This window comes from Rhizobium mesosinicum (assembly GCF_019511345.1).
In the GTDB taxonomy this organism is placed as follows: Bacteria; Pseudomonadota; Alphaproteobacteria; order Rhizobiales; family Rhizobiaceae; genus Rhizobium; species Rhizobium mesosinicum.
In genome coordinates, this window is record NZ_JAEUAK010000001.1 from 137061 (window position 1) to 161876 (window position 24816).

The 24816-nt window shown below is 59.2% G+C and carries 26 protein-coding genes; 16 read left to right on the forward strand and 10 right to left on the reverse strand.

All coding sequences use genetic code 11. The annotated features are described in order from the left end of the window. Nucleotides 1-153: 153 nt before the first annotated feature. Entirely contained in the window at nucleotides 154-627 is a 474-nt protein-coding gene (locus tag JNB85_RS00690; protein WP_220332471.1) for a hypothetical protein, read from the reverse strand. Nucleotides 628-932: 305 nt separating this feature from the next. Here JNB85_RS00690 and JNB85_RS00695 point away from each other — a divergent pair, with 305 nt between their 5' ends. Continuing rightward, a complete protein-coding gene (locus JNB85_RS00695) occupies nucleotides 933-1469 on the forward strand; it encodes a hypothetical protein (protein ID WP_223216386.1) in 537 nt (178 codons plus the stop codon). A gap of 106 nt (nucleotides 1470-1575) precedes the next feature. Here the strand turns inward: JNB85_RS00695 and queE are convergent, their stop codons facing one another. The 4 genes from queE to msrA all read right to left on the reverse strand — a co-directional run bounded on the left by queE (nucleotide 1576) and on the right by msrA (nucleotide 4120). After that, on the reverse strand, nucleotides 1576-2322 hold the full coding sequence (gene queE / locus JNB85_RS00700; RefSeq protein ID WP_220332473.1) for a 7-carboxy-7-deazaguanine synthase QueE: 747 nt from the start codon (nucleotides 2320-2322) through the stop codon (nucleotides 1576-1578). Then, nucleotides 2301-2657, reverse strand: coding sequence for a 6-carboxytetrahydropterin synthase QueD (queD, locus tag JNB85_RS00705; RefSeq protein WP_220332474.1), 357 nt, complete (start codon nucleotides 2655-2657; stop codon nucleotides 2301-2303). The genes queE and queD overlap by 22 nt, the downstream gene beginning before the upstream one ends. Next, the gene (gene queC, locus JNB85_RS00710) at nucleotides 2657-3367 is read right to left on the reverse strand and encodes a 7-cyano-7-deazaguanine synthase QueC (RefSeq protein WP_220332475.1); all 711 of its coding nucleotides are present in this window, start codon (nucleotides 3365-3367) and stop codon (nucleotides 2657-2659) included. Before queC ends, queD begins: the two co-directional genes overlap by 1 nt. 240 nt (nucleotides 3368-3607) lie before the next feature. Beyond that, complete coding sequence (gene msrA, locus JNB85_RS00715) at nucleotides 3608-4120, reverse strand: peptide-methionine (S)-S-oxide reductase MsrA (RefSeq protein WP_220332476.1); 513 nt, start codon at nucleotides 4118-4120, stop codon at nucleotides 3608-3610. 297 nt (nucleotides 4121-4417) lie between these two features. Here msrA and JNB85_RS00720 point away from each other — a divergent pair, with 297 nt between their 5' ends. Continuing rightward, complete coding sequence (locus JNB85_RS00720) at nucleotides 4418-5392, forward strand: aminoglycoside phosphotransferase family protein (protein ID WP_220332477.1); 975 nt, start codon at nucleotides 4418-4420, stop codon at nucleotides 5390-5392. Between the two features lie 318 nt (nucleotides 5393-5710). On the opposite strand, the gene JNB85_RS00725 is transcribed toward JNB85_RS00720, so the two are convergent. After that, the gene (locus JNB85_RS00725; RefSeq protein WP_220332478.1) at nucleotides 5711-6814 is read right to left on the reverse strand and encodes an NADH:flavin oxidoreductase/NADH oxidase; all 1104 of its coding nucleotides are present in this window, start codon (nucleotides 6812-6814) and stop codon (nucleotides 5711-5713) included. A gap of 358 nt (nucleotides 6815-7172) precedes the next feature. Here JNB85_RS00725 and JNB85_RS00730 point away from each other — a divergent pair, with 358 nt between their 5' ends. Both JNB85_RS00730 and JNB85_RS00735 read left to right on the forward strand, forming a co-directional pair. Beyond that, on the forward strand, nucleotides 7173-7499 hold the full coding sequence (locus tag JNB85_RS00730; RefSeq protein WP_338050292.1) for a hypothetical protein: 327 nt from the start codon (nucleotides 7173-7175) through the stop codon (nucleotides 7497-7499). A gap of 109 nt (nucleotides 7500-7608) precedes the next feature. After that, nucleotides 7609-8505: a LysR family transcriptional regulator gene (locus JNB85_RS00735; protein ID WP_220332480.1), complete on the forward strand. Its 897-nt coding sequence runs from the start codon at nucleotides 7609-7611 to the stop codon at nucleotides 8503-8505. A 56-nt stretch (nucleotides 8506-8561) separates the two neighbouring features. On the opposite strand, the gene JNB85_RS00740 is transcribed toward JNB85_RS00735, so the two are convergent. Beyond that, nucleotides 8562-9533 carry an alpha/beta fold hydrolase gene (locus JNB85_RS00740; protein ID WP_220332481.1) on the reverse strand — a complete coding sequence of 324 codons (972 nt, stop codon included), beginning with the start codon at nucleotides 9531-9533 and terminating at the stop codon, nucleotides 8562-8564. 452 nt (nucleotides 9534-9985) lie between these two features. On the opposite strand from JNB85_RS00740, the gene JNB85_RS00745 reads away from it, so the two are divergent. From JNB85_RS00745 to JNB85_RS00780, 8 genes are all read left to right on the forward strand, one after another. Continuing rightward, nucleotides 9986-10339, forward strand: coding sequence for a hypothetical protein (locus JNB85_RS00745; protein WP_220332482.1), 354 nt, complete (start codon nucleotides 9986-9988; stop codon nucleotides 10337-10339). 169 nt (nucleotides 10340-10508) lie between these two features. Beyond that, the gene (locus JNB85_RS00750; protein ID WP_220332483.1) at nucleotides 10509-11543 is read left to right on the forward strand and encodes a LacI family DNA-binding transcriptional regulator; all 1035 of its coding nucleotides are present in this window, start codon (nucleotides 10509-10511) and stop codon (nucleotides 11541-11543) included. A gap of 40 nt (nucleotides 11544-11583) precedes the next feature. Further along, nucleotides 11584-12822, forward strand: coding sequence for an ABC transporter substrate-binding protein (locus JNB85_RS00755; RefSeq protein WP_220332484.1), 1239 nt, complete (start codon nucleotides 11584-11586; stop codon nucleotides 12820-12822). Between the two features lie 82 nt (nucleotides 12823-12904). Beyond that, nucleotides 12905-13816, forward strand: a complete 912-nt coding sequence (locus JNB85_RS00760) for a carbohydrate ABC transporter permease (RefSeq protein ID WP_220332485.1) — start codon at nucleotides 12905-12907, stop codon at nucleotides 13814-13816. Then, the gene (locus JNB85_RS00765; RefSeq protein WP_220332486.1) at nucleotides 13816-14679 is read left to right on the forward strand and encodes a carbohydrate ABC transporter permease; all 864 of its coding nucleotides are present in this window, start codon (nucleotides 13816-13818) and stop codon (nucleotides 14677-14679) included. Before JNB85_RS00760 ends, JNB85_RS00765 begins: the two co-directional genes overlap by 1 nt. Nucleotides 14680-14706: 27 nt before the next feature. Further along, entirely contained in the window at nucleotides 14707-16635 is a 1929-nt protein-coding gene (locus tag JNB85_RS00770; protein ID WP_220332487.1) for a glycoside hydrolase family 127 protein, read from the forward strand. Nucleotide 16636: 1 nt separating this feature from the next. Then, nucleotides 16637-17716 carry an ABC transporter ATP-binding protein gene (locus JNB85_RS00775; protein ID WP_220332488.1) on the forward strand — a complete coding sequence of 360 codons (1080 nt, stop codon included), beginning with the start codon at nucleotides 16637-16639 and terminating at the stop codon, nucleotides 17714-17716. A gap of 108 nt (nucleotides 17717-17824) precedes the next feature. Further along, the gene (locus JNB85_RS00780; RefSeq protein ID WP_220332489.1) at nucleotides 17825-18367 is read left to right on the forward strand and encodes a 3'-5' exonuclease; all 543 of its coding nucleotides are present in this window, start codon (nucleotides 17825-17827) and stop codon (nucleotides 18365-18367) included. Nucleotides 18368-18370: 3 nt separating this feature from the next. On the opposite strand, the gene JNB85_RS00785 is transcribed toward JNB85_RS00780, so the two are convergent. After that, entirely contained in the window at nucleotides 18371-19261 is an 891-nt protein-coding gene (locus JNB85_RS00785) for a LysR substrate-binding domain-containing protein (protein ID WP_220332490.1), read from the reverse strand. Between the two features lie 272 nt (nucleotides 19262-19533). On the opposite strand from JNB85_RS00785, the gene JNB85_RS00790 reads away from it, so the two are divergent. Next, on the forward strand, nucleotides 19534-20529 hold the full coding sequence (locus JNB85_RS00790; protein ID WP_220332491.1) for an aldo/keto reductase: 996 nt from the start codon (nucleotides 19534-19536) through the stop codon (nucleotides 20527-20529). Between the two features lie 7 nt (nucleotides 20530-20536). Here the strand turns inward: JNB85_RS00790 and JNB85_RS00795 are convergent, their stop codons facing one another. After that, nucleotides 20537-21367, reverse strand: a complete 831-nt coding sequence (locus JNB85_RS00795) for an SDR family oxidoreductase (protein ID WP_220332492.1) — start codon at nucleotides 21365-21367, stop codon at nucleotides 20537-20539. Nucleotides 21368-21477: 110 nt separating this feature from the next. On the opposite strand from JNB85_RS00795, the gene JNB85_RS00800 reads away from it, so the two are divergent. Next, a complete protein-coding gene (locus tag JNB85_RS00800; protein WP_220332493.1) occupies nucleotides 21478-22383 on the forward strand; it encodes a LysR family transcriptional regulator in 906 nt (301 codons plus the stop codon). Between the two features lie 9 nt (nucleotides 22384-22392). Here the strand turns inward: JNB85_RS00800 and JNB85_RS00805 are convergent, their stop codons facing one another. Next, nucleotides 22393-23328: an AraC family transcriptional regulator gene (locus JNB85_RS00805; protein ID WP_220332494.1), complete on the reverse strand. Its 936-nt coding sequence runs from the start codon at nucleotides 23326-23328 to the stop codon at nucleotides 22393-22395. 120 nt (nucleotides 23329-23448) lie between these two features. On the opposite strand from JNB85_RS00805, the gene JNB85_RS00810 reads away from it, so the two are divergent. After that, a complete protein-coding gene (locus JNB85_RS00810; RefSeq protein ID WP_220332495.1) occupies nucleotides 23449-23829 on the forward strand; it encodes a carboxymuconolactone decarboxylase family protein in 381 nt (126 codons plus the stop codon). A 29-nt stretch (nucleotides 23830-23858) separates the two neighbouring features. Further along, nucleotides 23859-24815, forward strand: coding sequence for a dicarboxylate transporter/tellurite-resistance protein TehA (gene tehA / locus JNB85_RS00815; protein WP_220332496.1), 957 nt, complete (start codon nucleotides 23859-23861; stop codon nucleotides 24813-24815). Nucleotide 24816 lies beyond the last annotated feature (1 nt).

A 24816-nucleotide genomic window follows, 5' to 3' on the forward strand; every position in this document is an offset into this window, starting at 1 on the left:
CTACGTGGTATAAAAGCTAGTTCCGTGAGCGCTCATTGCAACGGACTCGGCCACCGATCACGTTAGGTGGACGGCGGTCTTAACTCGGCTCCCATGAGAAGATGTGCAAGCGCGCTTCTAACGCGACCTCTACAAAGGCGGAGCCACCCACGCCTACCGACCGCTTGCGAACTCAACCGATGATATTTCGACTGACCAATCCAGTTCCTGTGGTGTCAATTTATCCGGCAAAGTCTGCAGCCCTCGATATTGGTTTAGGGCCCAGCAGTCGTCATAGGTACCACCAGGCTCAATGATTTTATAGCTCGTGAGGTGGTCGGAATAATACTCAATGCTGAAGCCGCGACGTTTTGCGATCAGCCGGAAGCGGACGACATTCACCTGCTGCCGAGAACCGTTGAAAAGCCGAACGAAAACTGGCCTGGCGGGATCTGGGCATCCCTTACTCCCACTGCTTGTGCCTTCTACGGAGGCACTCGATCCATCGCGGTTTGTTTGCTGGAAGTAGATGAAGGTCGCAACACCGCCGCCCAGGACCGCGAGTCCGGTGAGGGTAACCAGCGTCGGCTTTGGAAACAGAAAGAAAAAGACGATAACGATCACCACCGCGACTATCAGTAAAATCATATGGCGGGTCTCGTTTCTTCACCTTTGTGCCGTCCAAAGGACGACGTGATATGAGGCCTTTGTCGTCGCCCAACTCTTGACCGCTTGTTAGTCGCGAACGCGATGCTTGGCATCTCAACATGTAGGGTTTTGCTGGTTGATCTTCCAGCCAGTTGAGGGCGATCAAGCGTCTGCTGGAGCGAGGGATTACTTAACCCCGGTATGCAGAGACATGATTTTTCCTTTTTCATTGGGATGATAGTTATGGGCGGCGCAGTAACAACCGACGAAGGCCACAGGCAGATCCCATGGTTTTAACGCGATGGATGACATACGGCTTCGCAACTGCGTTTCTTCTTGGCAGCATTGCCGATGTCGTCGCGGCAGACGAGCCGGATCCCTTCGACCAGTTCAATGAACGCTGCCTCAATCGGGGAACGGATTATCAACGGGTGGTCGCCGTAGCAAAGGAACGGAATTGGCCGGCACTTGCGGAGGATATGACTACAAGTCTGGTGCCGATGGAAAATCCCGTCGCGTTGGAGGGCTGGAATTTGAGCGCTGGCGAAGACGTACCATTCCGGGCGCTGGTAGTGGCACGGGCGTCCGTAGGCGACAATACCGTCGAAAGCTGCACCATGGCGTTCGCGGAAATCGATGCTGCGGCCTTCGAACGACGCCTGATCAGCGAGACGCATGCTCAAGCGTCCGGAGAAGGGAATGGACAGGGGCGCGCCAGAAAGTTCTTCAAAGCATCGTCCCCAGAGCGCCGGGAAGCGATCACGCTCGACCTGCCACTTTATCCGAACGGAAGCGACGAGGTCATAGTCAGCGTTGTTTCGGACCAACTGATCGAGAACTGATGCGAACCGTGACCGGTGTCTTTCAACTTGGAAACGATGCCAACAAGCCCGCCAGATCGGGGAAGGCACATCAAGCCGCTGAGGCCGTAACCTTCCTCAAAGGTGATCACACCCCGCGCATGTTTCCCCAAAGCAGGACATGGAGCTGCGGGAGAACGCGCGCATTAAACCACCGGTCTGAGGCGACCCTGTCGACCAGCCACCGCATACGGTTGAGAATACCTTCGAGATCGATCAAGGCTTCATCTTCCACCGGCGGCGTATGATTGCCTGGCTGCAGGAAGATCGGAAGTTCTTTGAACTCCTTCGCGACAAACCTCGCAAAGGCATAGTCGGCCTCATCGAAGATGACGATCTTCAGCGCGATTCGGGGACCGTTGCGTGCGGCCGCCACGCAGTTCCTCAGTTCGCCTGGCTTGAATTCCATACCGCTGGACGGTGGTTTGGGACTGAGGATCAAATGATCCAGCTCTGCAAACCAGTCCTGAGCGATCGATCCCTGCGTTTCCAAGGCGAATTGATAGCCATCGCGCTTTCCCCTGGTTATCAGCGGCCCGAGCGGCTGAATCGCCGGGTTTCCACCGGACAAGGAAATCGTCAGTGGACAGCCGTCAGAGAGTGATTCCACTTTCGACCAGATATCCTCGACCGACGTCGGCGTCCACTCGTCACGGAAGGCGCTGTCGACGGCGTGGAGGGTATCGCACCATTCGCAGCGATAGTCGCAGCCGCCTGTTCTGACGAAAACGGTCGGAAGGCCCATGAGCGGCCCTTCCCCCTGGATCGTCGGTCCGAAGATTTCGCTGATGCGGATCTTTTGTTCCCTGCCCGTCATGGACGATATTCCGCCCATGTCTTCGGCGTTTCGCTCACCCTGACAGCAGACGTCTCCGGCAGGCGTTGTTTGCACCAGTCGTAAAAATGCTTGGCGAGCCATTCGGATGTCACCCGGTCATGGCCGAGTACATCATTGAGGTGGCGGTGATCGAAACTCTCGTCGATGTAGTGCTTGAGTGGCGAAAGCTCGTGATAATCACGGACAAAGCCATCCTCGTTCAACTCAGAGGCGGCAAGCTCGACCTCGACGATGTAATTGTGGCCGTGAAGACGAGCACACTGATGGTCGTCAGGAAGATGGGACAGTTGATGCGAGGCAGAGAAATGGAACTCCTTGGTGATCCGGTACATCACTTCGCCTCTTCTGCTCTGAATGCACTCGTCGCAGCGACCCAAAAATCCGGGTCGCCGTAGACAGTCGGATCCTCGACACCGGCGAGATGGAAAGCTTCGCGGCGCTCGACGCAGGTTCCGCACCTTCCGCAGTGCAGGCGATCGCCCTTGTAGCAGGACCAGGTCTCTTCAAAAGGCGTCCGGTTTTTCGCACCATCGGTGACAATGTCAGCCTTGGTGGCATTCACGTAGGGAGCAAGCAGCCTGACATCCGCATACCCATCGAGCGCATGCTGTTGCATGACCTCGAACGACGAAATGAATCCAGGCCGGCAGTCTGGATAGATGAAATGGTCTCCACCGTGGACTGCAATCGCCACGGCGTCTGCGTGACGAGCAGCAGCAAGGCCGAACGCGATCGACAGCATGATGGCGTTGCGGTTCGGCACGACCGTTGCCTTCATCGTCTCTTCTGCGTAGTGCCCGTCAGGAACCTCAATATCGTCCGTGAGGGCGGAGCCGGTCAGGTGCTTGCCCACATTCGATATGTCTATGATGTCGTGTGGCACGGCGAGCCTTCGCGCGCAGAGAGCCGCGAATTCCAGCTCTTTGACATGCCGTTGACCGTAGTTGAAGGAGATCAGACCGATCAGTTGGTGGTCCGCCGCAATCTTGTATGCAAGCGAAACAGAATCAAGTCCGCCTGAGCAGACGACAAGTACTTTCATTTCAAGATCCCTTGTTTTGTTGAACCGGGTGGGCTGCGACCGGTTAGCGGGGGCACCTACTAAACTTCCGATGCTGCTATGTCTAGCAACTTTGCCGGCAAAAGCCTTCGGTGCCCACTCCTCCGCGCAGGCACAAGAGGGCAGTTTGGGAGGAGGATCGTGCGGCGGAAAGGAAGGAAGATCGTGACGTCGGGCGACGGCCGAGGCCGCCGCTCGTCAAGTTCGATCGTAGTCAGAGGATCAAGCGACGTTTGCCTGACGCTTCGGCAATTTCCAGCCGGGGCGGGCAAAATGGCATGTGTAGCCATTGGGGATCCGCTCGAGATAATCCTGGTGTTCCGGTTCGGCTTCCCAGAAGTCGCTGACGGGAACAACTTCCGTCACGACCTTGCCTGGCCAGAGGCCGGAGGCATCCACATCGGCGATCGTATCCTCGGCGATGCGATGCTGGGTCTCATCAACATAGAAGATCGCCGAACGATAGCTTGCGCCAATGTCATTGCCCTGGCGATTGCGGGTCGACGGATCATGAATCTGGAAGAAGAATTCCAGAAGATCGCGATAGCTCGTCTTTTGCGGATCGAAGATTATCTCTATCGCTTCGGCATGGTTGCCGTGGTTGCGATAGGTTGCATTGGGGACTTCACCGCCTGTGTAACCGACACGCGTTGAAACAACGCCGGGAAGCCGTCGAATAAGGTCCTGCATTCCCCAGAAGCAGCCGCCGGCAAGTACCGCACGTTCTGTCGTCATAGAGATGTCCTTTCCAAATGCGCGAAATTGACGGGAATCGTCAGATCCGCTTCGCTGACGCCTATATGGGTACTCGGCTCAATAATCGCCAGTCTTCCCTGAAACACATTCCGCTTCCAGCAGCTCCCGCAGCCGAGGGCATAATTTCTGCGGACCGAGATTGACCGCTGAGAAAGGTCAAAGCACTCTGAGCTGAATTTTGCCTCGTCTATCATCCGGGCGGTATTCTCTGGTTCACAATTTCCGGCACCGCCTCTCAAAATCGGCTGCGAGGGTCGCGCAAGGGAGCTTTTGGACATGGCACCGGAAAGACGGACGACCCTGGAGCTTGATGGAGAAACCGTTCGGCAGATCGTCCAAAACCTCGATCCTGGCTTCGTCGCCGGCGGCTTTGCCCGTCTGCATGGCGGCAGCACGGAAGTTTACAGGATCGACCTTGCCGGCGCCGACCACGAGCCTCTGGTCCTCAAGATCTATCCTGACGAACCTGAATGGGGACCGGCGAAAGAGAAGCTTGTGGCGGGTTGGTTCACGGAGCTGACGCCGCTTGCGCCAAGCTGGCTGGAGATCGACGAGTCGCGAAGCCTCCTGCCGTTGCGTTACGCCTTGCTGCCGCTGCTGCCCGGCCGCTCGCTGCGCGACTGGATGGCCGCACCGGATATAGAGCAAGCCTATCGGCAGATGGGGGAGTTGCTGAGGGGCATTCATGCGATGCCGATGCCAGCTTATGGCTACGTACTCGGCCACGGGATCGACAGACCGATATCGACGAATGCGGACTATATGACATCAGCGTTCGAGGACGTATTCCGGCGCTTTCGCGACCTGGGCGGCGATACCGATCTTGGGCGCCGTCTGCAGCAGCAGGCGGAAGGAAACTTCGGCCTTCTGCTGCAAAGCAGCAATGCCGTGCTCTGTCACGACGACTTCCATCAAGGCAACGTACTGGCCTTGCGCGGTAACACCGGCAAGCTTCAGCTCAGCGGGCTTATCGATTTCGGCAATGCGCGGGCAGCAGACAGGCTCTTCGATCTTGCCAAAGCCCTCTTCTGCTCGGCACATGAAGATCCGCGCAGCTATAAGCCCATCCTTGAAGGTTATGGCCCTGTCGATCACATCGATATCGAGCGGACGCTTTGGTTCTATACGCTTTTCCATCGACTGAGCATGTGGTGCTGGCTGACGAAGCTCGGCATGGATCCCGCTGCCGAGAGCGGTCCCGGTGGATTGATCCGAAATCTGCACGCGATGGTCAAAGGTTCAGGCGCTTGATATGGTGAGGCATGATAACGCGTGCGGCTACTGAACAGGATGCTGGCTGGATTGCGAAACTCCTCGTACAGCGATGGGCAGCACGACAATTGTCGCTCACGGCTAAGCCTTTGACCTGTTGACGCTTCCAGCACTTGTGCCTGAACCGCAACGCGGGCTTGCGACATATCGGCTGCGGGGCGACGATGCAGAACTGATGGCGCTGGATGCGGTTTCTCCGGCCAGGGCGTCGGTACCTTGTTGACCATCACGGGCCTCTATGCCGGTTTTAACGGCATAGAGGCAGATGCGTTCTTATGCGAATATCCGGCCCGAACGTCACTTAACAAACAGGGTCTTGAACTGCGAGGGCTGGCATCGGAGATACTGGTTGGCTGCTTTCACCTGTCCGCCGAGTTCGGCGGCCGCGTGCCACGGCCAGCGCGGATCATAGAGGATGGCACGGGCGAGCGCAATTAGGTCCGCATCGCCGGTTGCTACGATCGCTTCGGCCTGCGTCGGCTCGGTGATCAAGCCGACGGCGATGACTGGCATTTTGACGGCGCTTTTGATCGCCCTGGCGAGCGGCACTTGGTAACTCGGGCTGATCGGGATCGCCTGCGAGGGATGCAGACCGCCGCTCGATACGTGGATGGCGTCACATCCGCGTGCTTCGAGCATCCCGGCAAATTCCACACTCTCGGAAATTTCCAGACCGCCTTCGACCCAGTCGGTGGCTGAAACGCGCATCGTCACCGGCCGATCAGACGGAAAGGCATCTCTCACGGCGTCGAGAACCTCCAGCGGAAACCGGGCGCGATTTTCCAGCGAACCGCCATATTCGTCGGTTCGCTGGTTCGACAAGGGCGACAGGAACTGGTGCAGCAGATAGCCGTGGGCACCATGGATCTGAACGGCGTCGATACCGATCCTTGCCGCCCGCCGTGCGGCAGCAGCAAAGGCATCGCGGACGCGCTTCATGCCATCGCGATCCAGCGCGGTCGGCGGCACGTAATTCGGATTGAAAGCGACAGCTGAGGGCGCTTCGGTCTGCCATCCGTTCGGATCGGTCGGTGGAAACTGACCGCCGCCTCTCCAGGGAACCTCAGTCGAGGCCTTGCGGCCGGCATGCGCCAATTGCACTGCAATCGGCATGTCCGACCATTTTCTGATGCTGTCGAGCGTGCGAGCCATCGCCGCTTCCGAGGCGTCATCATAAAGGCCAACATCGGCAAAGGTGATGCGTCCCTCAGGGACGACGGCAGTTGCCTCGATGGTCAGGAGCGCGGCACCGGAAAGCGCCAGTTGTCCGAGATGAATCAGGTGCCAATCCGTCATGCAGCCGTCTAAAGCCGAATACTGGCACATGGGCGCGATCACAATGCGGTTGGCGAGCTCGAGATTGTGCACGACGAAGGGCGAGAACAGGACGGGCTGGGGCATGGCGTTCCTCGAAGCGGAATTCAGTGGTCTCGATTTATAGCATTCTGTCGGAGTTTTACGACCGTTAGCAGAGCCTCCCCATCTCAGGTACTGTTCTTTGGTGTGGGTCCGCTTTGCGAAGCGGCCCCGTATGGCAGCTTCTTCCGATTGTTTCGCCACGCGGAAGAAAGCCTTCAGCACAACCTCTGTTCAGGGCAGGTGCGGCCGGATGTATTGATCCATCGACGATATTTCGTCCGCGAACGGCCAATGGGCCTGCGATCGCTTCATCGGCCAAAGCGTCGCACGACATCTTTGCCGACAGGCTCGAAACGGCGACCGACGAGACGAGCGCTGTTTGAGGCCTATGGAGAATAAGGTGAGCAAGAATCTCATCACACCGATCATGCGCATACAAATCGAACTTGCTATCGCAAACGCGAGAAATGATCTCAACGCTCTCCGATCTCTGGAGATCGAGGCGAAGCATCTGGCGCTGAGCGGCGCGGAAATCGACGCAGCAAAACGTGGAGGCAGTTTCGACGTGCTTGCCGATATCACCGTGAAACTCGCGCTGGCGATCGAAGCAGGCGATCAGGAGGTAAGTGCGGTCGCAAGACGACAGCTCACGGTTTTCGGTATTCCAGAGATCGCTTCGGAACTGCTCGCCTTCGTCAAGGAACTGAAGCCATCGTCACCGAAATAAGATGCTTTCGCCCAGCAGCTTGCATCAATGAGATCGATAGATTGCGATCGGAAGAAAAGCGCTTAAATCTCTGTCCGAGACTTAAGCTTTTCAAGATAACGTGGGTCGCATGGATCGATGGCAGGCAATGAGGGTCTTCGTGAAGGTCGCGGAGGCCGAGAGCTTTGCAGACGCAGGACGGCAACTCCACATGAGTCCTCCCGCAGTCACTCGCATGGTGTCTGCTCTGGAAGATATCATTGGCACGCGCCTTCTGACGCGCACGACGCGGTCCGTCAAACTGACGGAGGCGGGTGCCCAGTATTTTGCAGATTGCCAGAGGCTCCTCGCCGATCTCTCAGAGGTCGAAGCGGCCGCAGCCGGCGCGTATGGCAAACCTACTGGCACGCTTACCGTCACCACCTCCGTCATGTTCGGCGCGATGTTCGTCCTGCCCCTGATGACCGAATATCTGGATCTCTATCCTGATGTGATCGGTCGCGGCCTGTTCGTCGATCGGGTCGTGAGCATGGTCGATGAAGGTATCGATGTTGCGATCCGTATCGGTCATCTGCCCGACTCCGGCCTCACCGCAACGCGCGTCGGCCAGGTGCGACGCGTCATCTGCGGATCCCCTGGCTATTTTGAAAAGCATGGCGTGCCGATGACGCCCGGCGATCTGTCGACCCATCGCATTGTCGCCTCGACCAGTGCGTGGACATCGCTCGAATGGCGTTTCGGGGTGCGGAAGAAGTTAGCCGTCCACGTCAATCCTCGTCTCTTCTGCAGCACCAACGAGGCCGCTATCTCGGCGGCGGCTTCCGGCTGGGGTCTGACTCGCGTTCTGTCCTATCAGATTGCGCCGCAGCTTGAGTCTGGCGAATTGCGCACGATCCTGGCTGATTATGAGGAGGAGGCTTTGCCGATCCATGTCGTCCATCCGGAAGGCCGCTATGCTTCGGCGAAAGTGCGAAGCTTCATCGATTTTTCGGTGGAGAAGCTGAGATCCAACAGACACTTCAATTAGTAGGGAAAGGCCCGCGTATTCAGCTCTGAATGCGCGGGCTCTCATGCAAGCGATTGTCATTTTGCGATCTTGCGATCGAGGAAATCGCGGATGAGTGGCGCCATCTCATCCAGCTTGTCTTCAAGGGCGAAATGACCTGTGTCGAGGAGGTGCATTTCAGCGTCCGGAAGATCACGCAGGTAAGGATGTGCGCCGACCTCCGGGAAGATCTTGTCGTTCTTGCCCCAGACGATCAGCGTCGGCGGCTTGCGTTCGCGGAAGAAGGCCTGGAATTGCGGGTAGAGCGGGACGTTCGTGCCGTAATCGTGGAAGAGATCCAGCTGAATATCCTTGTTGCCGGGACGATCGAGCAGGGCCTGATCGTGAACCCAGTTGTCGGGGCTGATGCGGGTGAGGTCCTTGACGCCATCGGTGTACTGGAACTTAGTGGTCTCGAGGACGACGAGATTGGACAGGGCCTCGCGCTTTTCCGCGGAACCGTCTGCCCAGGATGCCTTGATCGGATCCCAGAATTCGCGCAGGCCTTCTTCATAGGCATTGCCGTTCTGGACGATCAGCCCGCTTACCCGTTCCGGATGCTTGAGAGCCAGACGATAGCCAACGGGCGCGCCGTAATCCATGACATACATGGCGTAGGTCTCGGCGCCGAGCTCAGTCATGAGCGTATCGACCATGTCGGCATAATGGCCGAAAGTGTAGGCGAACTTCGTGTGATCGGGTGCATCGCTCTGACCGAAACCCGGATAGTCAGGTGCGATGACATGATAACGATCGGCAAGCAGCGGAATGAGGTTGCGGAACATGTGCGAGGATGTCGGGGAGCCGTGCAGGAGCAGGACGACCGGGCCATCGGCCGGACCGGCTTCCCGATAGAACATGTCGACGCCATCGATTTTGACCGAACGATAGTGCACGGTCACCGGCACCCGCTGGGTGATCGCAACCTGCTTGGTAGGAGCGGCGACAGCTTGGGAAAGGGGAGCAAAGCTGACGGTTGCCAGCATCAGGGAAAGGATTAGTCTGTTCATCTCAGTTCTCCGTTTTGACAAATTCAACAACTGCGCTTGCTGGTCTGGCACCAACATAACAATTCATCGGAATCCGTTAATCGGCAGAACGCGGAAGGTATTATTCCACTTATAGGAAGAATTTTCGGTCCATTACGAGCAGGAATCGTGATCGAATCAGCAGGGACGGCCACCTGTGCATACTGCTAGCTGTTTCTTCATGCATGCTGCTTGGCGTGAAGCAGCTACTCGCTAGTCGATCAGCTCAGCTTCCGCTACAATCTTTCTACGGGCACTGCCTGCGTCATGGGCGGAGACTATGCCAATAATGCCTATCGGAGGGCCGACCTGGCGCTCCACGCAGCCAAGATGAGAGGTCGCGACCAGATCAGCAGCGATCCCCACGCGCACCCGCTTGGGCAACAGACATCATAGTCCGGCCTGCCAGTCGGGCCACAAGCCAGGGCGTTCCAATGGTCGAAAAGATTGCACCCACCTCCCCCACGGCAGCCTCCTCGGCCACGCATGTGAACCACAGCACCTCTATCGGCTCCGAACCCGACAATGCCTGGGTTGCCGAGCGACAGGCAAAAATCGGCGCCGGGGGTGGGAAGAAAGACGATCACCACACGGCTCATGACGATGAAGATCGCATCGATGGGGATGATGATCGGGCAGCGGACCGGCATCTGGATCATCACTCCACCCATCCCCATGTGGAGCCTTCTGATCCGGACGAGGAGCGCCTGTCCGGCGAGAGCGAGCGCATCGGCAGCGGCAATCTGGATGAGGATGTCCCGTTCGGCCACCACGTCGGGTTTCTGTAAGAGATAGCGATCGCACGCTGACAAGCCCAACGCACCTTCGATCAGAAGCCGGCACATCATTGATATCAGTTCATCTCTGCCCATCGGCCTTGAGGCCTTCAATCACGGTTGAGAAAACCTTTTCCCACTTGACAATTCTGCAGAGAAAAGCTTTTCTCAATTTGAGTTGATGGAGGAGCGACTGGACACAGCGGAGGAAAAGAGGGGCAGGATCACCATCCACGACGTCGCTGCGGCTGCCGGAATCAGCATCTCGACGGCGTCAAAGGCGCTCAACGACACGGGCCGCATGGGACTGGAAACGCGCGAGCGGGTGAAGCGCATTGCAGCCGAGATCGGCTATAGGCCAAACGCCCTGGCGAGAGGCCTGCTCAGCAAACGCAGTTTCACAATTGGGCTTTTGACCAACGACACCTATGGCCGTTTCACGCTGCCGGTCATGGCGGGCATATCGGATGCTCTGGTCGATCACGGCGTTTCGGTTTTCCTCTGTGCAATCGAGGAGGATCCGGAACTCGGGCAGATTCATGTGGAGGCGATGCTCGACAAGCAGGTTGACGGCATCATCGCAACAGGAAAGCGTCTCGACAGACGGTTACCTGTCGACCTTTCGAATTTGAACGTGCCTGTCGTCTATGCCTTCACGGAGGGTGCGCCCGGATCCGTGACGTTTCGTTCCGACGACGCGCAGGGTGCGCAGCTTGCCGTCGAGTGGCTGGTAAAGCTCGGGCGTAAACGGATCGTACATGTCACCGGGCCGGAAAGTTTCTTTTCGGTGCGCGAGCGTGCCGATGCCTATTCTAAGGTTGCCGGGGAAGAGCGCCCGGTCCTGTTTGGGGTGTGGTCGGAAAGCTGGGGCCACGAGGCCGTTGCAAGATTGTGGAGTGGCGGCGGCGAAAGGCCGGACGGCATCTTCTGCGGCAATGACCAGATTGCCCGCGGTGTCATCGATGCGCTGCGCGAACGCGGCATCCGGGTGCCGCAGGATGTTTCGGTGGTCGGCTTCGACAATTGGGAGATTGTCGCCGCCCAGACACGGCCGCCGCTGACGACGGTGGATATGGAGTTGAAGGAACTGGGGCGACAGGCCGGATTGACGGTTCTGGCGCTTGCGGAGGGACGCCCTGTCGAGCCCGGCATCAGGAAACTGCCGTGCCGTCTCGTCGTGCGCCAGTCATGCGGGGGTGACACCCTCGGAATATAGTAGGGCGCGGAGGAGACGCGCCAATTTGGGAGGAGAGCCAATGATGAAGCGTCTATTGGTGGCAACCAGTCTTGCCACCCTCTGCCTGGTCTCGACAGCCTCGGCTGCCGAAAAAATCGAAATGTGGGTCCGCACGGGCATCGGCGATTCCTTCAAGAAGGTTGTCGAGGCCTATAATGCGAGCCATGAAAACCAGGTCGTCACGACCGAAGTGCCCTTCGGCGAACTGGTGCAGAAATACGCAACCGCAATCGCCGGCGGCCAGGCACCCGATGCCTTGTCGATGGACCTGATCTATAATCCGGCCTTCGCTGCCGCAGGTCAGCTCGAGGACCTGACGGATTGGGCAAAGAGCCTGCCCTATTTCAATTCGCTGTCGCCGTCGCATGTCAAGCTCGGCACCTATCAAGACAAGATCTACGGTCTGCCGCTCTCGGTCGAGACTTCTGTCTTTGCCTGGAACAAGGACCTCTACAAGAAGGCCGGCCTCGATCCCGAAAAGGCGCCTGCGACCTGGGAGGAAATCGAAGCCAATGCCGAGAAGATCCGCAAGCTCGGCGACGATACCTACGGCTTCTACTTTTCGGGCGGCGGCTGCGGCGGTTGCATGATCTTCACCTTCACGCCGCTCGTCTGGGGTGCGGGCGCCGACATCCTCTCGGAGGATGGCAAGACCGCAACGCTCGATACGCCGCAGATGCGCAAGGCCGTCGGCTACTACCGCGACATGGTGAAGAAGGATCTCGTTCCGGCAAGTGCTGCGAGCGACAATGGCACGAACTTCCTGAGCTTCACGAACGGCAAGATCGGCCAGCAGAGCCTCGGTGCCTTCGCGATCGGGACGCTGGTTACCCAATATCCTGACATCAACTTCGGCGTGACGCTGATCCCGAGTGTCGACGGCAAGACTTCGTCCTTTGCCGGCGGCGACAATTTCGTCATCACCAAGGGCACGAAGAAGATCGATGCCGTCAAGGAATTCCTCGAATATATCTATTCGATGGATGGCCAGAAGGTCATGGCGAAATATGGCAGCCTGCCGACACGCGGCGACATTGCCGACCAGGTGCTTGCCGGGCTCGATCCGCGCATGCAGGTCGGCCTCAAGGCCATCTCCGTTGCCAAGACACCCTATACGCTGCAGTTCAACGATCTGATCAACAGCGCGAACGGCCCTTGGGCGAGCTTCACCAACGCCGCGATCTTCGGCGATGACGTCGATGGCGCATTCTCGAACGCACAGTCCGAGATGCAGTCCATCATCGACAGCGGCCAATAACTCTCCCGGCCGTGGCCGGGGGGCAGTGGCAGTTCCCCGGCCGATTCAAAGACAGAAGAACTCGTAAAATGCGGAGGTTTCGATGACCGGTTCCGGTCCGCAGCGCATCCGCGCTGTCCGAAAACGGCGAAAGTCGCAATGGCGCGGCTTTCTCTACATAGCGCCCGCCATGGCGCTCGTCATCGTCTTCTTCGTCATGCCCGTGCTGTTCACCGGCTGGATGAGCCTGCACAACTGGCCGCTGATGGGTGCGGCGCGCTGGATCGGTTTTGCCAATTATATCCGCATGTGGAACGACAGCCGCTTCATGGCGGCCCTGAATTTCACCGCCTATTATACGGTCATCGTAACCATCGCGATCTTTGCAATCGCCTTCCCGCTGGCGATCTTCGTCGAGAAGGAACGCCGCTTCGTCAGCACCTACCGGACGATCATCTTCCTGCCCGTCGTGGTCGGCCTCGCGACTGCTTCGCTTCTCTGGGTCTGGCTTGCCAATGTCGACAGCGGCTTTGTCGGCCCCACCCTTCGTGCGCTTGGCCTCGTCGAGCGAAGTCCCAATATCATGGCAAGCTTCGATACCGCTTTTGCAACCATCATAGTCATGGTCGTCTGGAAGATCGCCGGCTTTACCATGATCATCCTGTTGACGGGACTTCAGGCCATTCCGTCCGAACTGACGGAAGCTGCCCGCATCGATGGCGCCGGCCGGTGGCAGCGCTTCCGGCATCTGACCCTGCCCTTGATGCGAAAGACGATTGCGCTTGCGCTGATCGTCTCGGTTACCGGCTCGATCCTCGCCTTTGACCAGTTCTACATCATGACCGCGGGTGGACCACAGAACAAGATGATCTCCGTCGTCTACTACATCTTCAACCAGTCTTTCGTCTCCTTCAATCTGGGATACGGATCTGCCCTTTCGATCGTGCTCCTGGCAATCCTGGTTGCCATTTCCGTCGTCCAGCTCTGGCTGCTGCGTGTCGGGGAGGAACGCTGATGGTCTCCTCACGGGAACGCCGCGCCCGTAAGCGCTTCAGATCGCAATCGGCCTATCACGTCGCCGGCATTGCCATTTCGATCTTCTTCCTGGCTCCCTTCCTCATCACCCTGCTTGCCTCCTTCCGGCATGGCACTGAGGCAAGCCTGCCGCCCTTGCCTCCGTGGCCGACAACAGGGGTGAGCTTCGACGCCTATGCGCTGCTTGATACGTTCGGCGCCGGCATCTGGCGGCACATGATCAACTCGCTCTTCGTTTCGCTAGCCACCGTGCTCTTGACGGTCACTGTAAGCCTGCTCGCGGGCTACGGCTTCTCACGCTATCGATTTCCCCTGAAGAACGCGCTCTTCGTGTTAATCATCGCGACCCTGATGATCCCGTTCCAGTCGATCCTGACGCCGCTGTTCATCATCCTGGCAAAGCTCGGCCTCAACAACTCGCTGCTGGGACTGACCCTCGTCTACGTCACGCTGCAACTTCCCTTCTCCGTCTTCATGATGCGCAATGCCTTTGACGCCGTGCCGAAGGAGATTGAGGAGGCAGCCCGCATCGACGGGGCACGGGATCTGAGGCTGCTGATCCGCGTGCTCCTGCCGCTGGTGCTGCCAGGTATTGCGACGGTCGCGATCTTTGCTTTCCTCAATGCCTGGAACGAGTTCCTGGCCGCCCTCGTGCTGCTCTCCAGCAACGAGAAATACACGCTTCCCGTCCTGATGACGGCGGTGCGCGCCGGACGCCTCGGCGCCATCAACTGGGGCGCGGTCCAGGCCGGTGTCGTCGTGATGACGATCCCCTGCCTGATCGTCTTCCTGCTCCTGCAACGCTACTACATGCGCGGGCTGATGGCCGGCGCGGTGAAATGATGACCTTTCAACGAAATGGATGAAGCCATGAACCAGCTGAAAAGAGATCGCCAGTTCCGTCCCCTGCCCGTGCCGAGCGTCGAGTTGCAGGGCCTGTTTGGCGATCGCCAGAATGCGATCTGCGATTCCACCGCAGAAACGCTGCTCGACCGCTGTGTCGAGGCCGGCATGCTGCAGGCCATCGACGTGACCCAGCCGAGCCCCGGCGTGGTCATTCCGATCGGTCCGTGGGGTGGGACGACGCAGATGTTCTGGGACAGCGACCTCGGCAAGTCGATCGAGACGGTTGCCTATTCCCTCTACCGCCGGCCCAATCCGAAGCTTGAAGCCCGCGTCGATGAGATTATCGACATGTACGAGAAGCTTCAGGACAAGGACGGCTATCTGAACGCCTGGTTCCAACGTGTTCAGCCGGGCCGGCGCTGGACGAACCTGCGCGATCATCACGAACTCTATTGCGCCGGACACCTGATCGAAGGCGCCGTTGCCTATTATCAGGCGACAGGCAAGAAGAAGCTGCTCGACATCATGAGCCGCTACGCCGATTACCTGATCACCGTCTTCGGCCACGGCCCCGGCCAGACCCCCGGCTATTGCGGCCATGAAGAGATCGAGTTAGCCCTTGTGAAGCTGGCCCGTGTGACGGGCGAAAAGAAATATCTCGATCTCTCGAAATTCTTCATCGACGAGCGCGGCACTGAACCGCATTTCTTCACCGAAGAAGCGATCCGAGACGGTCGCAGCGCCGCTGATTTCCATCAGAAAACCTATGAATATGGCCAGGCGCATCTGCCGGTGCGCGAGCAGAAGAAGGTCGTCGGCCATGCGGTGCGCGCGATGTATCTCTATGCCGGCATGGCCGATATCGCGACCGAATATAACGATGATACGCTGACATCAGCCCTCGAAACCCTGTGGGACGACCTGACGACCAAGCAGATGTATATTACCGGCGGCATCGGCCCGGCAGCCGCCAATGAAGGTTTCACAGACTATTACGACCTGCCGAACGAAAGCGCCTATGCCGAGACCTGCGCCTCGGTCGGCCTCGTTTTCTGGGCAAACCGTATGCTTGGCCGCGGCCCGAACCGGCGCTATGCCGATATCATGGAGCAGGCGCTCTATAACGGCGCCATGGCCGGGCTTTCGCTCGACGGCACCCGGTTCTTTTACGAAAACCCGCTGGAAAGCTCCGGCAAGCACCATCGCTGGATCTGGCACCATTGCCCTTGCTGCCCGCCGAACATCGCCCGCCTGCTCGCCTCGATCGGCTCCTATATGTACGCGATCGCCGACGATGAGATTGCCGTCCACCTCTACGGGGAAAGCAAGGCCCGCTTCGATCTTGCCGGCGCCAGCGTCGAGCTTACCCAGCAGACGCGTTATCCTTGGGATGGCGCGATCCATTTCGACCTGACGCTCGACCGCCCGACTCACTTCGCACTGTCGCTGCGTATCCCGGAATGGGCTGACGGCGCGACGATTTCGATCAATGGCGAGACGCTCGATCTGGCTCCCGTGCTGACCGATGGTTATGCCCGCATCGAGCGCGACTGGAAGAGCGGCGACACGGTCGATCTGTCGATCCCGCTGACGGCCCGCAAGCTCTTCGCCAACCCGCTGGTCCGTCAGGACGCCGGCCGCACCGCGCTGATGCGCGGACCTCTGGTCTATTGCGTCGAGGAAACCGACAACGGCGCCGGGCTGAACGGCATTACCCTTTCGGCCGATGTCTCCCAAGCCAAGACCTCCGAGATATCAGGCCTTTGCGGTGCGGTCGCTCTCGACCTTCCCGTGAGCCGCGACATGGCGGATTGGGGTTCGGCGCTCTACCGCACCTCTCCGCCTGCGGCAAAGCAGGCAAACGCGCGTTTCGTGCCCTACCCTTTCTGGGACAATCGCGAACCGGGCGAAATGCTCGTCTGGGTCAGAGCGGGCGAGGCGCGTGGTGAGTAACATGGCGGATACGGGCGTCGTGCTGACCGAAATTCGCAAGAGTTTCGGCAATCTGGAAGTCATCCATGGCATCGACCTGACGATATCAGAGGGATCCTTCGTCGTCTTCGTCGGTCCCTCCGGATGCGGGAAATCGACGCTGCTGCGCATGATTGCCGGGCTGGAGGATGTCACTGACGGCGAGATCGAGATCAAGGGACGCAATGTCACCGATCTCGACCCCTCCGATCGCGGCATCGCCATGGTCTTTCAGTCCTATGCGCTCTATCCGCATATGAGCGTGCGTGACAACCTCGCCTTCGGCCTGAAAATGGCGCGGACGCAGGCCTCGGAAATCGACGCCCGCGTCAAGGCGGCCTCGGCGATCCTGAAGATTGATCATCTGCTGGACCGCCGGCCGGGCCAGCTCTCCGGCGGTCAGCGGCAACGCGTTGCGATCGGCCGCGCGATCGTGCGCAAACCGGATGTTTTCCTCTTCGACGAGCCGCTGTCGAACCTCGACGCGGAACTGCGCGTCTCGATGCGTATCGAAATCGCGAGACTCCACCGTGAACTCGGCAATACGATGATCTATGTCACACATGATCAGACCGAGGCCATGACGTTAGCCGACAAAATCGTCGTGCTTCGTGACGGATATATCGAACAGGCGGGAACGCCCCGCGAAATCTACGAGCGGCCAAACAATGTCTTCGTCGCGGGCTTTATCGGTTCGCCGCGCATGAACTTACTTGAGGCAAGCTGGGCAAGTGACGGCACCATCCTGGCGGCCGGAAATCGCATTCGTTCGCCGATCAGCGGCGCCGGCTTGAGCGAAGGGCAGAAGATTACACTGGGTATGCGACCGGAGCATCTGAGGGTTACCGCGAACTCTCAAGATGAAACACTAAGGGCCAGGGTCGATTTTGACGAATATCTCGGCGGCACTCAATTCCTCTATTGCCAGCTTGACGACGGCCAGCCGCTGACTGTCGAATATCGGGGCTCCTCCGACATCGCGACCGGCAGCCAGCTTGCCTTCACCTGCGATCCGGCCCATCTGCATATCTTCAACACCGATGGTATCCGGCTCGACAAATAAACTCGACCGATTGTAGGCTACGGTCCCGTTCTTCGGTCGGCCGCTGCGGCACCGGCCGGTCACCATAAGAGTTCCCGCTGGAGGACAGCCCTCGCCTGTCGCGTTGCATTGATCGTTTTCCTGGATTTCGAGGCCTCGTCCCTCAGCAAGAAAAGCGTTCCAATCGAAATTGCATGGGTATTCCAAGATGGTCGCTCGCGCTCTGTCTTGATCCGCCCCGCCGCCGACTGGGAAGATTGGGCAGCCGATGCAGAAGCAATCCATGGAATCTCGCGGGAGTTGCTCGCATCGGAAGGCGTGCCGGCAGAGCAGGTCGCTCGTGAAGTGATCGGAGTTTTGACCGGGCACGATCTTTATGCAAGCGCTCCCTCTTGGGATGGAAAATGGCTTAGCGTTCTTTTGCGCGCCGCTGGCTTTCCTCGGCATGCTCTCCGGCTCGGCAAGTCACGCGACGCCTTCATGGCCGCGGCGCGTGAAATAACAGGAGCAACAGTCACGGAGATAGAGCTGTCAAAGCTCATCGACGGCATCATCGAGGAAAGCAAGGTGGCAATCCCGGCGCATCGCGCATTGGCGGACGCGACGCTTGAGTTTACCCGATGGAAGCTTGTCCGAGAGGCGGCCAGGAAGCGGATGGCGACAGGCGGGTAGAGGTCAGCGTTTGTGAAAGCTCTCGGTCACCCATCGCGCAAAATCCGCAGCCGGGGGCGCAAGACGGTCGAAGCTGCGGGCAACCAGCCAGTAGGCGCCATTCGGGACAGAGAGATCAAAAAGCTGGCGTAAGCGGCCAGCCCTAATTTCCTCCTCTGCAAAGGCTTCGTCGAGGAGCGCAACGCCCTGGCCGCGCAGCGCCGCCTGCAGCACGAGCCCGTCATCAGCATAAACTGGCCCCCTCGCCGTCTCGGGCATGGCGATGCCGGCCGCCTCGAACCACCTGCTCCAGGCGTCGCGGGTTTCTTCATGCAAAAGCCCGTAGGCAAAGATGTCATGCGGAGAGGAGATCGGTGAGCCACGCGCCAGAAGATCGGAAGCGATCACCGGCACCATGCGGACGTCGATCAGGTGCCGGCTTTCTGTCCGTGGCCATGCGGTGACGGTGGCGCTGTGCCTGATTGCGATCTGCGCTTGGCCGGTACGGAATTCGATCGTCCGCGGATCGGCATCGAGCGATATCTCGACGTCAGGGTGACGTTTGCGGAATTCCGGCAGCCGCGGCACCAGCCAGCAGGCGGCGAAGGAAGGTTCGACGCTGACTTTCAGATCCGCCGACATTGAAGCTCCGCGGATATCCTCCAGGCACTCATCGATCCGGTCGAAAGAAGGGGTGAGAACGGCAAGCAGCTTTCGGCCGCTTCCGGTCAGGATGACACTTCGATGGCGCCGCTCGAAAAGCGGCTCGCCCAACAGTTGCTCCAGCTCACGGATCTGCCGGCTGACGGCCGCCTGCGAAATGAACAGTTCCTCGGCCGCACGCGTGAAGCTTTCGAGCCGTCCTGCGACCTCGAAGCTCCGCAACGCCGTCAGCGGCAGCCGGCTGCGTTTCATCTCATAACCTCAAGTTATCCGAAGCCGACGATAAGCTCGTTTGAAGACCAGGCGCAAGAGGAGGAGAACGCTGGCGAAAGGAGAACGCCATGTGGAAGCAAATCATCGCCGCCCTGATGGATGTGATTCGCCTCGTCACCTACACATCTGATGACAGAAACAACCGGCGCCGCCGGAACACCTGAACGCTCACGCAGCTTATCGGGATTTTCGCGTATTCAAAATCCTGCACCGGGGTTTATATAGACCTCTCCCATTTGAGAAGCAGGAGCATGATGATGCAGAAGCGCAAACTCGGCAGCCAGGGACTTGAAGTATCGGCCATCGGCCTCGGATGCATGGGAATGAGCCAGTCCTATGGCCCGGCGGATGAAACGGAATCCATTGCCACCCTTCACCGCGCCCTCGAGCTCGGCTGCACCTTTCTCGACACAGCCGAAGTCTACGGGCCCTACAAGAATGAGGAGTTGCTCGGCCGTGCGCTGAAGGGTCGCCGCAACGAGGTGACGCTCGCCACCAAATTCGGCTTTCGCCTGAAGGATGGTAAACAGGTCGGCACCGAGCGTGACAGCCGGCCGGAAACCATTCGCCGTGCCGTCGAGGGCTCACTCCAGCGTCTTGCGACCGACCATATCGATCTCATCTACCAGCACCGGGTCGATCCGGCTGTCCCGATGGAAGATGTCGCCGGCACCGTCGCCGAGCTCGTCCAGGAAGGCAAGATTCGCTACTTCGGCCTCTCCGAAGCGGGCGTTTCCAATATCCGTCGCGCGCATGCCGTCTTTCCGGTGTCGGCCGTGCAGAGCGAATATTCGCTGTGGGAGCGCAATTTGGAAGCCGACGTCATCCCCGCCTTGAAGGAGCTCGGCATCGGTCTCGTACCCTTCAGCCCGCTCGGCCGCGGCTTCCTGACCGGTGAAGTCAGGCGCGCCGAGGACTATCCGGAAGGCGATTTCCGCCGCGGCGATCCCCGCTATCAGGGCGGAAATTACGACGCCAATGTCCGCGCAGCCGAGGCCGTCCGCTCGGTTGCATCCTCGCTCGGCGTCAAGCCCGGGCAGGTGGCGCTCGCCTGGATCCTGCACAAGGGCAGCGATTTCGTGCCGATCCCCGGCACCAAGCGCCGCACCTATCTGGAAGACAACATCGCCGCCGCCTCCATTGCGCTCAATGCTGAGCAGATGAAGGCGCTCGATGCAGCGCTTGCCCCCGGCAATGTTTCAGGCAAGCGCTACAACGACACGATCATGGCGACGATCGACCGCTGAGGGTGGCTCACGCGTCGATGTCGGTCGACAGCGTGATCTCCTTTTGCGCCTCCAACTCGGCAAGCCGCTCGCCCAAAGCCTTGCGGATCGACTGATATGTCGTGCTGCCGAGAGCAAGTCTTTTGGGCGCCGGTTGTTTTTCGGCCGCCGCGATCATCGCGTCGGTCATCTTGACGGGGTCGCCCAGGATCTTGAATGAGCCGTTGGCAATTGCCCTGCGCACCTGGCCGGCCGGCGTTTCGTCATAGACTTCCATCTGCGGCGGCCTGACGAGACCCTTGCCAAAATCGGTCCCCGCCGGCCCCGGCTCGACAATGGTGATGTCGATGCCGAAGGGAGCAACTTCCTGCGCTACTGCCTCGATAAAACCTTCGATCCCCCATTTGGTGGCATGATAGAGGCTGAAATTCGGATATGCGATCTGTCCACCTTCCGAAGCGACCTGCAGGATGCGACCACCGCCCTGCTGACGCAGATGCGGCAAGGCCACCCGGATCACCTGTATGGAGCCAATCAGGTTGGTATCGATCTGATGACGGATCTGGGTATCGCTCACCTCTTCTGAGGTGCCGAACAGACCGTAACCGGCATTGCTGACAACGACATCGATGCGTTCCATCTGCTCGAAGGCGGCATCGACGACGGCATGAACGGCCCGGTCATCGGTGACGTCGAGCATCGTGACCCGGAGCCGGTCACCGTATTGCGACTCGAGGTCAGCCAGAGCCTCCCGCTTGCGGAGAGTGGCGGCCACGCGATCGCCGCGGGCCAGCAGTTTCTCGGTCATGATCCGGCCGAACCCGGAGGATGTGCCTGTGATGAACCATGTCTTTGTCATCGTCTCTACCTTTCTCACACCGCTGAATCGCGGCTTGATGACAGCAAAGATAGAGGTGATTATTGATGTGATAATCCGTTCAAACCTGCACGAGTTGTTGAAAAATACCCATGAGTTACCGACCAACGCTCGACGACCTCAATGCCTTTGCGGCAATCGTCACCCACCGCAGCTTCCGCAAGGCGGCCGGTGAACTCGGCTTATCGCCTTCGACACTGAGCCACATGATGCGCAATATGGAAGCGCGCATGGGCGTGCGCCTGCTGCATCGCACGACACGCAGCGTCGCGGCCACCGAGGCCGGCGAAATGCTTCTCGATAGGCTGAAACCGGTCCTGCGCGATCTCGATTTGGCACTCGATGCCGTCGGCGAATTCGGCGGGCAGCCGAGCGGCACGCTGCGCATCAACGCAAGCGAAATTGCCGCCCGCGTATTGTTGAATGCCGCCATTCCTCTCTTTCTCGAACGCTATCCAGAGATATCGCTCGATATCGTCACCGAAAACCGGCTGGTCGATATTGTCGGCGAGGGCTTCGATGCCGGCATCCGCCTGCGGGAATCCGTGCCGCTAGATATGATAGCGGTCGAATTCGGCGGCGAGACACGTTTCCTCGCGGTTGCCTCATCAGCTTATTTGAAAGACCACAAGCAGCCGAAGACGCCCGAAGACCTCAAGCGCCACCGCTGCATCCGCCTGCGTATGCCGAGTGGCAAACTCTACCGCTGGGAGTTCGAGAAACATGGCCAGGCAGTGACGATCGAGGTATCGGGCGCCCTGACGCTCGATCATGTAGAACTGATGGCGGAGGCGGCGGTCAAAGGACTGGGCATCGCCTATGTGCCGGAAAGGGTCGCCAGGCCCTACCTTGCCAGCGGCGATCTAATCTCCGTTCTCGACGACTGGTGCCCGTCGATTCCCGGACTCTGCCTCTATTATCCCGGTCACAGGCATCTGCCGCAAAGCCTCAGGGCCTTCATATCCGTGCTGACGGAAGCCGAGAGGCAAGGTGCTTAGCCTCCCCGCTCATCGCCTCTGCCCATTCTGTCCCGCCTGTTCCGCAGCGCGGAAGCGCGACGGCGTCATACCACGTCTTGCCTTGAAAGCCTTGCCGAATGCCGCTTCGGATTCATAACCGACCGCTGCAGCGATATCTGCAACAGTCCGCCGCGTCCTGAGCAGCTGGTCACTCGCCAGCATCATCCTGATATCGGTCAGGAAAGCGCCAACCGTCATTCCGGCGCGCTCGCGAAATTGCCGGGCATAGGTGGCCCGCGACATCGCCGAACGACGGGCAAGATCATCGATGGTCCAGTCAAAGGCCGGCGAAGACATCATTGCCACCATGGATTTGCCGAGCCTGGCATCCCCAAGCAATTGCAGCAGCCCCCCGGATGCGACGGGCGAGACCTTGCCAGCCCTCACCGCCATGATGAAAAGCGAGAGACAGGTCGCGGTAATGATCGCCAATGCCCCCGGTTTCTCCTCAGCCATTTCCCTGTAAAGCATGGCGACCAACGTCTTCAGCAGCTCCTCCGTTTCCTCGGCGAGCGACACGTGAAAGACATCAGGGAGGCTATCGAGCAGCAGGGCGGCCGATCCCGGGGCGCAATCGAAATGGCCACAGAGCAGGTCGACATCGGGCTCGCCTTCGCCGTTTTCGCGCAAGGGCAGCATACCGCCCGTGGCGATGCGTAGAGGCTGCGCTGCGCCACGGGGCCGCAAGCCAACGATCGTATGCGCGTCCCCGCGCGGCAGCAGCAGGAAATCGCCGGAGCGCAAGGTGACCTGACGACCGGAGCCGAGGCGAATGAGGCAATCGCCGCCGAGGATCAGATGAAACGGTAGCGTACCTGTTGCAACGGGTTCGTGGTTGATTTGAAATTCGCCCTGCAGCCGGCAGCGAATGTCGAGCGTCGGCTGCAGGCGGGCAAGTTCGATAAGGCGGCTTAAAACATCCATGAGACGATCGCGCTAGAAAATGACTTTTTTGAGCATTCAAAATATCGGCCTCGAAAGTCATAGTCACTTCCAACAGCCGAGGCAATCACGCCGTCGCTGATGTGAGAAGGAATGATTTTCATGTTGGATTGGAAGGAATATCGCGGCGAACTCCTGGGCCGGATCGGCGAAATCGCCAAGATCGTGCCAGAGACGATCAAAGGCTATCAAACCCTTTCGACCGCCGGACAGAAGACCAATCATCTCGACGCCAAGCAGCGCGAGCTGATCGCCCTTGCCGTGGCCGTCACCGTCCGCTGCGATGGCTGTATTGCCGTACATACTACCGAAGCCCAGAAGGTCGGCGCTACCAAGGAGGAAATTGCCGAAGCCCTCGGTGTCGCGATCTCGGTAAATGCCGGTGCTGCTCTTGTCTATTCGGCGCGCGTGATGGACGCCGCCGACGCCGTTGCAAATAGAGTATCCAACATGAACCGCTTGCCGCACCAGCAGGATAAATGATCCTGCCGGACCAATTCGGAGAACCTAACATGTCGCTCCCCCGCATACCCGCTGCATTCTTTGGCATTGTTCTTGGTGTTGTCGGGCTCGGCAACAGCTGGCGCGCCGCCGCTGCCATCTGGCCGGTTCCGGCCAGCGTGGGCGAAACCATCAGCCTTCTTGGCTTTGCGACCTGGCTCGTCCTCATCCTACTCTACGCCGCGAAAGGGTTTATCGCGCCAAAGGAGGTGATGGCGGAACTTGAGCATCCCATCCAGTGCTGCTTCGTCGGACTGATCGGCGTCGCGACCATGCTGGCCGGACTTGCGATCCTTCCCTATTCGCGTGTCACAACTGAAGTCTTGGCTCTGGTGGGATTCGCCATCACCCTGTTTTTCCTGCTCTGGCGAACCGGCCTGCTCTGGCGCGGTGGGCGTGATCCGGCAACCAACACGCCGGTTCTTTATCTGCCGACTGTTGCCGGCTCTTTCGTCACCGCCATTGCGGCAGGCACGCTTGGTTATGCCGACTGGGGTCAGCTCGCCTTCGGCGCCGGTTTCTTTTCATGGCTGGCAATCGAATCCGTATTGTTGCACCGGCTGCTGATGGCGCCGGAACTGGCCGCACCGCTGAGGCCGACTCTGGGCATCCAGCTTGCCCCACCCGCCGTCGGCAGCGCCGCCTATCTGAGTGTGACGACCGGCACGCCCGATATGTTCGTGCATGCCATGTTCGGTTACGCCATCCTGCAGGTCCTGATCATCGGTCGCCAGTTGCCCTGGATCATGCAACAACCCTTCGCCGGTTCCTATTGGGCTTTCACCTTCGGCCTTACTGCGCTTTCGACAGCAGCACTGCGCATGACGGCGCGCGGCGACACCGGCGCGATCAGTGAGCTTGCGCCTGTTATCTTCGTGCTCGTCAACATCGCGCTTGCGATTATTGCAGTCGGGACGCTCTGGCTGCTGGTGAGAGGCAAGCTCCCTCCTGCTCCCGTCCGGGCCTGAG